General features: G+C 43.2%; 9 protein-coding genes and 1 pseudogene. All 10 read right to left on the bottom strand.

The genetic code is table 11. The annotated features are described in order from the left end of the window. Positions 1-44: 44 nt before the first annotated feature. Positions 45-509 carry a GNAT family N-acetyltransferase gene (locus K1I80_RS00795; protein ID WP_223313367.1) on the bottom strand — a complete coding sequence of 155 codons (465 nt, stop codon included), beginning with the start codon at positions 507-509 and terminating at the stop codon, positions 45-47. Next, positions 502-1,473 (bottom strand): hypothetical protein, encoded by a 972-nt coding sequence (locus tag K1I80_RS00790; RefSeq protein ID WP_223313368.1) that lies wholly within the window; start codon positions 1,471-1,473, stop codon positions 502-504. The genes K1I80_RS00795 and K1I80_RS00790 overlap by 8 nt, the downstream gene beginning before the upstream one ends. Before the next feature lie 20 nt (positions 1,474-1,493). Next, positions 1,494-1,919, bottom strand: coding sequence for a GNAT family N-acetyltransferase (locus tag K1I80_RS00785; protein ID WP_223313369.1), 426 nt, complete (start codon positions 1,917-1,919; stop codon positions 1,494-1,496). 63 nt (positions 1,920-1,982) lie between these two features. Beyond that, positions 1,983-3,000: pseudogene (locus K1I80_RS00780) on the bottom strand (S41 family peptidase). Positions 3,001-3,071: 71 nt separating this feature from the next. Continuing rightward, entirely contained in the window at positions 3,072-3,341 is a 270-nt protein-coding gene (locus K1I80_RS00775; RefSeq protein WP_223313370.1) for a hypothetical protein, read from the bottom strand. Between the two features lie 43 nt (positions 3,342-3,384). Then, on the bottom strand, positions 3,385-4,785 hold the full coding sequence (locus K1I80_RS00770) for an amino acid permease (RefSeq protein ID WP_125438195.1): 1,401 nt from the start codon (positions 4,783-4,785) through the stop codon (positions 3,385-3,387). A 158-nt stretch (positions 4,786-4,943) separates the two neighbouring features. After that, positions 4,944-6,938, bottom strand: coding sequence for an ABC transporter permease (locus tag K1I80_RS00765; RefSeq protein ID WP_223313371.1), 1,995 nt, complete (start codon positions 6,936-6,938; stop codon positions 4,944-4,946). Further along, a complete protein-coding gene (locus K1I80_RS00760; RefSeq protein WP_223313372.1) occupies positions 6,938-7,699 on the bottom strand; it encodes an ABC transporter ATP-binding protein in 762 nt (253 codons plus the stop codon). Before K1I80_RS00760 ends, K1I80_RS00765 begins: the two co-directional genes overlap by 1 nt. A 177-nt stretch (positions 7,700-7,876) precedes the next feature. Beyond that, positions 7,877-8,008, bottom strand: coding sequence for a hypothetical protein (locus tag K1I80_RS12025; RefSeq protein ID WP_009659231.1), 132 nt, complete (start codon positions 8,006-8,008; stop codon positions 7,877-7,879). 272 nt (positions 8,009-8,280) lie between these two features. Further along, positions 8,281-13,158, bottom strand: coding sequence for a SpaA isopeptide-forming pilin-related protein (locus K1I80_RS00755; protein ID WP_223313373.1), 4,878 nt, complete (start codon positions 13,156-13,158; stop codon positions 8,281-8,283). Between the last annotated feature and the right edge of the window lie 12 nt (positions 13,159-13,170).

The raw sequence follows: 13,170 nt of genomic DNA, 5'->3' as shown, positions 1-13,170 counted from the left end.
GACTGTCAACAAGTTTTTCTGTTGCTTTGCAATAAAGTCTAAAATTAGACATTTTTCTCCATCTCGACAAAGAGATGAATATCGCCATTGCTTTCCTGCGGAATGCGCCTCACCACTTCAAAGCCCATGTTGTGATAAAGCTGCTGGGCTCGGTGATTGAAGTCAGCCACGGATAGCCTTAGGGTTTGTGGTGCAAAATTTTCTATGATAAAATCCAAAATTTCCTGCAAGAATGTAGCACCCTGACCTTTTCCGCAGTGCTCCGGCTTCATCCCCAAACCAAGCTCCAAAATTCGCTCTCCTTTCTGCTCTAAGCAGAAAAATCCATAGAGTTCTCCTTCTCTCAGGACTTGAAAATAACGATCCCCACGCGCTTCTGGGGAGACCATTTCTTCATAATCCTCCAGGTCATTTTTCATGTCATAAAAATCATAAGGTGCCTCGTAATGCCAGTCCTTAGCAATTTCCAAAGCATGCTGCTGGGTTAGTTGTTCAATTTTATTACTCATATTTTTTCACCTCCTCTGGGTGGGCTTCTCGCCATGCTAAATAGTCATCAAATGACTTGATTTGTGTTTTCTCACCTGTTGCAGAATCTGTCGCATAAACCTCCATTACATCCTGCCCCTTAGGCGCAAACCAGTGTAAAAGATTATCAAACCATTCTTTTTGGTTATACTGTTGAGGCCGGAAATAAAGTTGATCTATATCTTTCATATTCTTAGCGACTTCTGGATAAAGCTGAGCAAAGTTGGTATCGGAAATATCAATTTTATTTCTATAGTCAATCTCATACCTAACCTCTGGTGTAATAGAACCATTAAATTCCCAAAGATGATATTTTGCTAATTGATTATCAAAACTATCAGAAAGCCCTCCAGGACTAAGACTAATTCCCTTCCAGCGAGGGGCATTCATTCCCATCTCATTTCTTCTTTTAACAACATCTTTAAAATAGAGTTGCCCACTATCAACATCCAATAAAAAATTTTTCCCAAAATACTTCCCGTCTACATAGTGGTAAAGTTCATTTGTCAGATAGTCTTTTCCATCGCCATAGCTACTGCTTAAGACTTGATTCAGTCTTAAATTTTCTGCCTGAATAATAGGCAATTCATACAAATTTAGTTCTTTCTTTGACAAATCCGAACTATTCAAATCGTAGCTGATTATCTTATAATATTCATCTTTCCCAATGGGAGGAGAAGTTTTAGTCTCCTTAGTTTCTAAAGAATGGACCTCTAAGGTTGAAATGTAATTCTGTCCATAGTATATACTGCCACGGTTCTTTTTAGCATCTGCAGCAACCAAAACGAATTTATTATCTTCAAAAAGTTGAATGCTTTTTAATTCTGCTTCCTTTTCTTCAAAATAAGTCTTACTACTTTCTTGAGGACTGAAATAGGAAACAAGTCCTGCTATACCTAGGACAAGAGCCGCAATTGATAGGTAAATAATTTTCTTTTTCTTCATGCTAATTCTCCTTATTTTCTCTAAAACTCCCAATAAAAGCGTTTCTGGTCTGCTTTTTCGCTGCAGCCGAGGCTGCGATAAAATTCATGGGCTGATGAGCGGGAAATGCCTGAATTAATCCGAATCCCTGTGTAGCCTGCTGCTTTTCCCTCTTCACGCAAAGCTTGCATCAGCGCTCTGCCATGTCCCTGCCCTTGAAAATCCTGAGCGACAGCCAAAGCCAAGAGATTGAGCAAGGACGGGAAATAGAGACAATCGTAGCTAGCCGCATGAGCGTAGCCTATGACCTGACCGTCTTCTTCAACTACCAAAATCAAATGCTGGTCATTCTCTAGTAACCGTGCCAGCTGCGCTTCCGTTGCTTCCCTATCGAAGTCATAGCCCAGGCACTCAGCATTAAGCCACTGAATGGCTGCGGCATCTCTTAGTTTTACTTTACGAATCATCTGTCACCTCGTTCTATTCTTTATTATAGCAGAAAAGCAGTCTTTTTGACTGCTTTCAATGAACTATTCTCCCATCTGTCCCTTCAACCAAGACTCTGCCTCTTCTAAAGGCTGTTCTGTTTGGACATCGGGCTGAATTGCCTCATTCTCATAAAGCTTGCCCGTGCGATCTAGGATACTCGAGGTAGTCAAGAGCAAAACCGCTCCATCATATAGTTGATAATAATTATTCCCAGTAGTATAGCTTGCCGTTGGCTGACCAAATATTTTAACATTTTCCAGTCCCTTAAAAACTAAAACAGTCATCTCTCCTGAGCTACCTGTCTTCCCATTGGTAAGGACAGCTATTGGCACTTTCTTTGCTTTCTCATCAGTCTGCTCCAGACCAAGCTGCTTCAGAACATCTGACCGAGAAACCGCGCTCTTGCTTCCATTTTTATAAACGAATTGGAAGAGGTCTTCATCAGGCAAAAGAGAGGACAGTCCAGCAATCATCGGATACATATTCCCGCCGGTATTGTCTCTCAAATCCACAAGAACCGCCTGATAGTCATCCTTTTTAAGAGCTGCTGAAAGTTTATTGGTATAAGCCTTCGCTGCCTGTGCATCACCAGTGAAAGCAGGAACTTTTAAATAGAGAATACTCTCTTGATTCTGCACTTCAGGCTGATTTTTGCTTTCTGGATTATTTTCGGGATTATCCTGTGGACTTAAAAAATAAGAATGCTTTCCGCCAGCTTCTTTGGTTAATTTTTCCAAGACGGGATAGGTGTCTTGATAAGTCTTGGCTGATTCAAGCTTCTCTAAAGCTTTCTTTTTCTCATTTTCCCAATCTTTGTCCGTATAAAGACCGAAATCAAGCTTTTTCACAACCGAGTGGGCGTAGGGCGTAGTCTTGCGGACTAGGTGGAAAAAGAAAAATTCCATAGTCTGGACCAAAGTAGGCCAGAAAACCTATTAAAAGAGCAAGCAAAACTAGTACTGTCCCCAAGCAACCTAAAAGGACTTTTTTCATAATTGCACAACCTTTCTTGTGAGGATTCCTGAGCTGATTATAGCAAAATAGAGACACGTTTTCCATGTCTCTACCTTACATTTATCATCGCCAATCTTACATTTTTGTAAGATTATTTTATTTTAATCTACAAATTCTTATTTCCATCTCTCACTCTTAGAGAATGCAATCATCAAACCAGACCCAGCCAGAACTGCCAGAATAACAAGACAGATATTTTTCAGTGGATAGAGCCAGTCTTTATTTTTCTCATGCCAAGTTGTCTTCCAAAGCCGAACATACTCAGCATGCATATCTTCAGGCTGGTTCAGTTGGATATTGATCACAATCGCCAGTAAGATCAGGGCAAGCAAAGCAAGGACAAAGAGCCAGATTTTCTTCTTTCGGCTTAGATTAAGTTTCTTCATACTTTTCTACTTCTACTTTCTGCTTAATAGCAATACTCTATCCCTACTTCTCTTTTACAGCGATTTCTGAGTTTCTATAGCCATAGAAGGCATAGATGAGGCTTCCCAGCGCTAGGGCAATTCCAAAGGCTTGCCAGGTTTCCTTAGTATACTGGGTCATAAAGGACAGGCAGATAATAATGGATAAAATCGGTGTCAGAGGTACTAGAGGTGTTTTGAATTCTCCAGCTTTGGGCATTCCTTGATCTTTCCGCAATTTCAAGACAGCCAGTGCCAATAAAATCAGATAGGCCAAGGTACAGATATTGAGGAAAGAGGCGATGCTAGCCAAGGGGAAGATACCGGCACAAACAGCCGAGGCAATCCCTACTAAAATCGTGGCATTCTTTGGCACCCGACTGGTCTCCGTCAATTTCTTGAAAGAGCGAGGCAAGAGCCCATCACGCGCAATACTGTAAATCATCCGCGACAAAGCATAGGTCATGGAGATGCAGACGGTAATCAGAGTCAAAATAGCGACGACAGAGATATAGTTAGCCGCCCAGCCAAGGCCGACGCTTCGCAAGGCAAAGGCTACCGCATCTGAAACATCCAGCTTGCTATAGTGGACAATCCCAGTCAAGACCAAGGTCACCAAAATGTAGAGAATGGTCACAATGCTCAAAGATAAAACAATCCCGCGCGGAACATTCTTTTGGGGCTCCTTGATTTCATCGACCGCCATGGAAATGGACTCAAAGCCTAGAAAGGCAAAGAACATAAGTGAAGCCCCAGCCATGATGCCCACCTTGCCGCCATAAATTTCTCCGAAGCCAAAAGGTGCAAAGTTAGACCAATTTTCTGGCTTGATGAAGAAAAACCCTGCAATGATAAAGAGTGCCAAGGCTGAGAATTTCAAGACTACCAAGGCTGAGTTGAAGCGCAGGGCTGCCTTGGAGTTCAAAAGGACAACTCCCGTAACAAAGGCCAAGACCAGAATGGGCAGCAAGTCCACATAAGTACCTGCTTTGGGATTGAAGGTGCCATTCAGAGCTGCCGGCAGCTGGATACCAAAGCCACTCAGCAAGCCCTTCAGATAAGAGCCCCAGCCAGAGGCAACACCTGAGATAGCGGTCATGAACTCCATGATTGTCAGCCAGCCAGCCAGCCAAGCAGGAAATTCTCCCAGAACCGCATAAATATAACTGTAGGCTCCGCCATTAGCCGGAATCCGTGAGGCAAACTCAGCGTAAAAAAGAGCCGAAATACTCACACAAAGCGCTGAAATGACAATTGAGACTGTCAGAGCTGGCCCAGCATATTTGGCTGCTCCAGTCCCTGTGATAGTGAAAATCCCAGTTCCTACCATGGCTCCAATACCAAGCAAAATCAGATCTGGAATTTTCAAGTGACGGCGCATGCCCGTTCTGTCCTTGCTAGCATCTTTTTTTCTAAATATATTCATCTATTTTTATTCTCCTAATTGCATTAACGTCCTATTTTATCATATTTCCACGCTTTTAGGAATCTTTCTCAGAAATTTTCCGAGAAAAGAAAGGCTGAGAGAAATCTCAGCCTAAGTCTTTAAAATAGATGAAAGGTATATGATGCCTGTCTCTGCTATCACATAGCCACAATTTTACGATAGCTGCGAGAAGTAATGAGAAAAACACCAACATATACTGCAATAAACAGAGCACAAACACCCAGAGTCACCACTAACATAAGACTTGCGTTGAGAACGCCCAACATCTGTAAAATGAGACTGAGCATGTGATAGGCAAAAGCCAAATGAAGGAAGGCAAAGATTAGGGGCAGGAAGAAGACAGTCTGTACCTGTTTACGAATGGTCTTTCTAGTCTGCTGCTCGTCTAAGCCGACTTTCTGCAGGATGATGAAGCGATCACGGTCTTCGTAACCTTCGGAAATTTGCTTGTAGTAGATAACCAGCACTGTTCCCATCATGAAGACAATAGAGAGGAAAATTCCTATAAAGAAGACACCACCTAGCATACCCTTAATTTCAAGTATGCCAATCACACCAGTTTGACCGTGGACACCTCCGGCACCTTCTGGCAGGGACTGGTTATAGTCCGTCATTTTCTTTTGATAGATTGTATCCAGCTTAGCCTTTTCATCTTCTGATGCTTCAATATCCAGACTACCATAGAGTACAGGATTAATAGCTTGCTGCTCCATCTGATGAGCTAAGAGTTGACTAGGATCCTTGGCTACTAGATACAGGCCTTTAGGAATGATGATATTATACTCATCTGGAATCTTGTGAAAAATAAAATCTTCAGACAGGACTGTCTTGATCGTCAAGTTTTGCCCAGCCAGCTGCAGAGGCTGCTTGTAATCCAGCTCCACTCCCTTGTTAAAGACAGCAATCTCATTTTCCTGCAAAGACAGATCCTTTCCTGTCAGCTTTTCGTAATCCTCGCTGGAAAACATCAAGATATAGGTATTGGGTGACACAGTCCATTGTCCCTTAGGATAAATATCTAGGCTGTTACCCTCTTTCTTCTTGACACCCATTGAATAAAACTGATAGGTCTCCTGTTGCTTGACCTTCAGCTGATTCTCTGCTACAAACTCTGTCAAGACCTGATCCAGCTGCTCTTTTTTTGCATTCACACCGCCATTGATAGAGAAATCATGCGGAAACATAAGTTTCTGCATAAATTCCGCGCCAGAATAGATGTTCATACCGGCAGAGAAGGTCACTAGAACCATTGTCGATAGGATGGAAATAGTAGCCAGCCCCACTGCATTTTTCTTCATACGGTAAATAAGATTTGAGACGGAAATCATATTATTGGGCTGGTAGTAATACTTTTTGTTCTTTTGCAGAAGCTGCAGAAAGACTGTAATACCAGCATTAAAGAGCAGGTAGGTTCCTAAAATGACCAAGAGGACTGCTCCAAAAAAGATGAAGATTGCCTCCATAGGATTACGCACAGTCTGAGCCAGATAGTAGCCGTAGAGCAGAGCTGCCAGGCCAATAAAGGTCTGTGGCAGTAAAAACCGGCTTTTCTTCTCTCCGCTAGCCTTTTCCTTAGCCATCTTCAGAGAATCAAAACGCAGAATTCGCCAACCATTAACAAAGACCAAGCCTGCAAAAATAAAGCCATAGAAAATAAAAACAAGAATCAAGACCGGTAGCTGGAAAGTTGAAACCAAAACCACCTTGGTACCCATGAGCTTGAGCAAAAAGGCATAAATCAGCTGGTCAAAGAGAACACCAATAGTCAGCCCCAAACTTACAGCCACTAGCCCGAAAATCAGAAGCTCAATAAAAGTCATAACAAAGAGATGACGCTTATTAAGACCTAGCATACCATAAAGCCCCAGCTCCTTGGAGCGATTCTTCATAACAAATTGATTGGCATAAAAGACAATAATTCCAGCTGTGATGTTCACAATAACGACTCCTAGGACCAAAACGAGGATAACAGAGCTAGCCCCTGTCATTTTGGATAGATTGGGATTAAAAGCCAAGGAGTTGAAAATATAAGAAATGGCTACAGCCACACAGGTAGCCAGTGCAAACGGATAATAGAGACGGCGGTTCTTAATCAGATTGGATACCGCCAATTTTGCTGCTAATCGAAACACTAGTTCTTCACCTCACTTGCCATAACTGTCAGAGTATCGGAAATCTCTTGAAACATCTGCCGTTCGGTCTTGTCACCGCGGAAGATTTGATTGTAGAGAATCCCGTCCTTGATAAAGAGCACCCGCTTGGCGCGACTAGCCGCCGCCGTTGAGTGAGTCACCATGAGAATGGTTTGACCTCGGGCATTGATGTCGTCAAAGACATCCAGCAGGGCTGCCGAAGACTTGGAATCCAAGGCTCCTGTCGGCTCATCCGCCAGCAGAATCTCAGGATCCGTGATGATGGCCCGAGCCACTGCTACCCGCTGCTTTTGACCACCAGAAATCTCATAAGGAAACTTCTCTTGCAGCTTGTTAATCCCCAGCTCGTTGCAGGTCGTAACCAGCTTTTGCATCATCTCGGTAATGGGACGACGAGAGAGGACCAGCGGCAGAAGAATATTATCCTTGACCGACAGGGTGTCCAGCAGGTTGAAATCCTGAAAGACAAAGCCTAATTTCTCCCGTCGGAAGCTGGAAGCTTGGCTGTTTTTGATGGTTGCTGTGTCAGTTCCGTTAAGGAAGACGCGGCCCTCAGTCGGCTTGTCCAGCATGGCTAGGATGTTGAGCAGGGTGGATTTCCCAGAGCCTGACTCCCCCATGATGGCGACATATTCCCCTTTTTCTACCGTAAAGTGAATGTCTTTCAGTGCCTCTACTTGGCTGCCCTGAAAGCGAGTTTTATAAATCTTTTTCACGTGTTGTACGTCTAATAATGTCATACTCGAACCTCTTCTTTATTTAACTTGATACTACTATCATACCGGAAAGACAGACAAGTTTCCATAACCTAATCTTTCATTTTGTTCGCCAATCTTACATTTTTGTCATCTTGTGCTCCAAGTCGGATCAGAGAAAAGTCAACTGACCTTTCTCTTATCCTTAAATACTGGAAACTCTCAGTGACTGTACTGCAGCCAGAAATAATATTGACTGGAAGCACAGCCTAGACGAGTCTTCTCGATTTCTTCCTTGGAAATCTTTTGAGCTTTAGGTTTACTTTGGCGATGGTTAAAAAGATTGATTTTCATAGCGAGCCTCCTTCTTGAAATCTGATTATTAGTTTGGAAGATAGTTATCTTCTTTTTCTTTACACTTATAGGATACCGAATTCCCAGGCTAGCTGCCATAAGATAACCTTTCATTTTAGCCTTTAAACTTACATTTTTGTCACCTAGAAAAAATAGTTTTCGATTGCCCTTAAACTGCGTCAATAGGCCTAAATTCAACGATGTATATCAGCTTCATTCATCAAGAGCATAAAAAAACAAGCGTCAATTTTCATTGACACTTGCTTTCTGTTTTATTTTTTGAAACGGATCCCGAAATAAACCCCACAACCAACTATCAGAATCAGACCGAAAGCAAGTAGCGTAAAGCTGATTTCTGTACCTGTGAAAGGCAGAATTTTCTTCGAGTTCCCCTTATCTTCAGGTTTATTTTGGTCTTTTTCTATTGGTTTATCTTGATTTGATTTTTTCGGATCTGGTTCATCTGTTTTTTTAGACGGATCCTTGTCTGGGCCAGTCGGTTTCGTTTGGTCAGTTACGACTAACGTCCCATCCTTGTATTCTACTGTATTTCCATTGGCATTTACAACTGTTACTGTGCCATCGAGATTCACTTGGAACACAATGTCGGTAACAGCTAGGTAACCGGTTGGGGCTGCAGCTTCATGGAAGGTATATACTCCAGGAGCTAATCCAAGCTCATGCGATGTATTTGCTTCTGAAGTCCATTTCGCTACAGGATTGCCAGTTGCCTCTTTGCCTTGGAAAATTTGAATCTCTGCACCAGCAATTTCAGTACCGCCAAGGTTGACCTTACTAAAGGTCACCTTACGTGGAAGATCATCGTCCTTGTCGGTAATAGTCACTGTTGAGCCGTTGGTTACGACCTTGTTCTCTTCACCCTTGGAGTCTTTCTCTCCGACATTGGTCACTTCCACCGTTCCATCATGTTTGACTTGGAATGTGATGTCGGTCACTTTGAGATAGCCGGTTGGAGCGGCTTCCTCATGGAAGGTGTAAGTACCTGGAGTCAAGTTCAATTCTTTAGACTTACCAGCTTCAGATATCCAGCTTTCTACTGCTTGGCCTTCTGCCTTGTTGCCCTTGTAGATCTTGATTTGAGCTCCTGCGATTTCTGTACCACCAAGGTTAACTTTACTGAAAGTAATGGCTTTGGGACTATCATCGTCTTTATCCGTTACTGTAACAGTTGAGCCGTTGGTTACGACCTTGTTCTCTTCACCCTTGGAGTCTTTCTCTCCGACATTGGTCACTTCCACCGTTCCATCATGTTTGACTTGGAATGTGATGTCCGTTACTTTGAGGTAACCCGTTGGAGCCGCTTCCTCATGGAAGGTGTAAGTGCCAGGCGCCAAGTTGATATCCTTAGACTTACCAGCTTCAGAAGTCCAGCTTTCGACTGCTGTGCCTTCTGCCTTGTTGCCCTTGTAAATCTTGATCTCTGCACCAGCGATTTCTGTTCCGCCGAGGTTGACCTTACTAAAAGTTACCTTACGTGGAAGATCGTCGTCCTTATCGGTTACTGTAACAGTTGAGCCGTTTGTTACGACCTTGTTCTCTTCACCCTTGAAGTCTTTCTCACCAACGTTTGTCACTTCCACTGTGCCGTCTTGTTTGACTTGGAAAGTGATGTCGGTTACTTTGAGGTAACCGGTTGGGGCTGCTTCCTCATGGAAAGTATAAGTACCTGGAGTCAAGTTCAATTCTTTAGACTTATCAGCTTCGGATGTCCAGCTTTCGACTGCGTTTCCTTCAGCTTTCTCGCCCTTATAAATCTTGATCTCTGCACCAGCGATTTCTGTTCCACCAAGGTTGACCTTGCTGAAAGTCACCTTACGTGGGAGATCATCATCCTTATCGGTCACTGTAACAGTTGAACCGTTTGTTACGACCTTGTTCTCTTCGCCCTTAGCGTCTTTCTCGCCAACGTTTGTCACTTCTACTGTTCCGTCAGTTTTTACTTGGAAAGTAATGTCTGTTACTTTGAGGTAGCCGGTTGGGGCTGCTTCCTCATGGAAAGTATAAGTACCTGGAGTCAAGTTTAATTCTTTAGACTTACCAGCTTCAGAAGTCCAGCTTTCGACTGCTTGGCCTTCAGCTTTTTCGCCCTTATAAATCTTGATTTCAGCACCGGCAATCTCAGTACCGCCTAGGTTGACCTTACTGAAGGTTACCTTACGTGGAAGGTCATCGTCTTTATCCGTTACTGTAACAGTTGAGCCGTTGGTTACGACTTTGTTCTCTTCACCCTTGGAGTCTTTCTCTCCGACATTGGTCACTTCTACTGTTCCATCAGTTTTGACTTGGAAAGTAATGTCAGTAACTTTAAGGTAGCCGGTCGGTGCCGCTTCCTCATGGAAGGTATAAGTGCCAGGTGCCAAGTTGATGTTCTTAGACTGATTAGCCTCGGATGTCCAGCTTTCTACAGCTTGGCCTTCAGCTTTATCGCCTTTGTAGATCTTAATCTCTGCACCTGCGATTTCAGTACCGCCAAGACTGACCTTACTGAAGGTTACCTTACGCGGTAGGTCATCATCTTTATCCGTTACTGTCAGTGTTGCTCCATGGGTCGCAACGGTGTTAGATTCACCCTTAGCGTCTTTCTCACCAACGTTTGTCACTTCCACTGTTCCGTCTGTTTTGACTTGGAAAGTGATGTCGGTTACTTTGAGGTAACCTGTTGGTGCGGCTTCCTCATGGAAAGTGTAAGTGCCAGGTGCTAAGTTGATGTCCTTAGACTGATTAGCCTCGGAAGTCCAGCTTTCAACGGCTGCACCTTCAGCTTTGTCTCCCTTGTAGATCTTAATCTCTGCGCCAGCAATCTCAGTACCGCCGAGGTTGACCTTACTGAAAGTAATGGCTTTCAGACTATTGTCCTCTTTATCGGTTACAGTAAGAACCAAGCCATTTGCTTCAACAGAATCTGTTGCACCTTTAGCATCAACTGTAATGGTACCATCAAAATGAACTGTGAACTTAATATCTTCTACAGCTACAAATCCAGCAGGAGCAAGGCTTTCTTTCAGAGAATAGGTCCCTGGAGCTAACTTAACCACCTTAGATGCGTTGGCTTCGGAAGTCCACTCTGCAAGAGGTTTAGCTTCAGGACGAATCCGACTGCCTTTGTAGAGTTTCAATTTCGCCCCTGGGATTTCCTTCCCGTTTGGATCTACTTTCTTGATCGTCACATCACGTTCTGAGTCGTCATCCTTGTCTGTTACCTTCAAAGTTGCTCCGTCAGTCACAACCTTGTTGTTTTCACCTTTAGAGTCTTTCTCGCCGACATTGGTCACTTCCACTGTGCCGTCATGTTTGACTTGGAAAGTGATGTCGGTTACTTTCAGGTAACCAGTTGGAGCTGCTTCCTCATGGAAGGTGTAAATACCAGGCTCCAAATTGATTTCTTTAGACTGATTAGCTTCGGAAGTCCAGCTTTCTACTGCTTGACCCTGCGCTTTGTTGCCCTTGAAAATCTTAATTTGAGCGCCAGCAATTTCTGTACCGCCTAGGTTGACCTTACTAAAGGTAATGGCTTTAGGACTATTATCCTCCTTGTCGGTAATCGTCAGAATTGAGCCCGCTGCTTGAACAGTATCTTCTGCTCCTTTTTTCACAAGAGCAACAGTACCATTATCGCCTACTGTAAATGTGATATCTTCTACATATTGATAACCAGCAGGAGCGTTAGCTTCAGTCAGTGTATAGGTTCCTGGAGACAATTTTATGACTTTAGAAGTGTCAGCCTCAGAAGTCCAGTCTGCAACAGGAGCTTCTTCCTGATCAACATGATCACCTTTATAGATTTTCAGTTGCGCACCAGGAATTTCTTTCCCGTTTGGATCTACTTTTTTGAAAGTTACATCCTGCTCGGTTACCGTCTTCTTATTGACGATCTCGCGCGATACAGATTTGTCTGTTCCAAAATCCTGGGAACCAATCTTAATTTCCTCAGTTAATTTATCATATCCTGTAGGAGGAGTCACTTCACGGATGGTATAATCATCGCGCAACAAGTCACCCAAGTTGGCATTCCCGTTAGAATCTGTAGTTAATTTTCCGACAACTGCTCCGCTCCGATCACGAACAACTTCAAATTCTGCACCTTGCAGGTCCTCACCATTTTCATTAACCTTATGGAGCTTAATGGTGAAAACATAGCCTTCTCCAACACCGCCTGCAATCTGATAAGAACGATTTTCAGATGATGTCGTTGTTTGACCACCATTATAGGTCATGGTAGCACTGTTGGAAACGCGCTCACCATCAACTAGATCGTAATCTGCTTTTGTCTTATAGTCCAGCAAATACCCAAAACCATCCATGTCGCCAAGGTCAATCGTGAATCCATCACCCGCGGCATTTTCCGTGATTTTTGATTGGAAATTAGCTGTCACATCTTCTGTTGAATCCCGCACCCAATCTCCATTATTCCAGCGCCAAGCAATTTTATAGACCCGAATCGAGTCCCTCATGATTTTAAAATTAGGCGAGGTAATCTTGTCAGTTATCGTTACTCCGGTATAATGCTCCATATTGCGGTTAATCGCAATATTGTAATGAACTTCATTCTTACCGTCTTCCGCTGCCTGATAAGAGCTCTTCTCAATTTTTGAGTCATATCTTTTGGGTGGTCCATTATAATGGACGATTCCCGGATACAACATCCGACCTCCTACGGTAAATCCACCATTCAAGTCACCTTCTTGTCTCACAACATCATGGTCAACTCGTGCATAGAAGAAGAATTCTCCTTGGACACCAGACTTTTGCTCAACATAATTTGTATAGGTCAAAGTAATGGTCTTGTTGGTTGAATCCAAAAATCCATTTGCCACTACGTTATCCGAGCTGTCCTTAAGTTCAATAGCTGAAGAGTTCCCAAAAGCATACTCAGAAGGCAAGGTGATTGTTGTCGTGTCCCCTTGATGTACTTGATTATCCGGCAAGACAAACTTTGCGTAAACTCGAAAAGTTTCCCAAATATCAACCCCCTGCGTTAATTCTCCACCAGAAGAATTCTTTATACTCATCTCCGTGATAGCATTACCAATCTCAGCTGCTTGCACCTGAGTCAGTGGAGCCAAAGATGGCAGAATTACTCCTAAAAAAAGAATAATAAGGTGGAGCAATGCTCTAATCCTTTTGTTCATGCAATTTTCCTT

Origin of the sequence: Streptococcus sanguinis (assembly GCF_019929225.1) — a bacterium.
Lineage (GTDB): Bacteria > Bacillota > Bacilli > Lactobacillales > Streptococcaceae > Streptococcus > Streptococcus sanguinis_J.
Note: the sequence above shows the minus strand (reverse complement) of the source record. Positions and strands in the feature narration are given on the sequence as shown.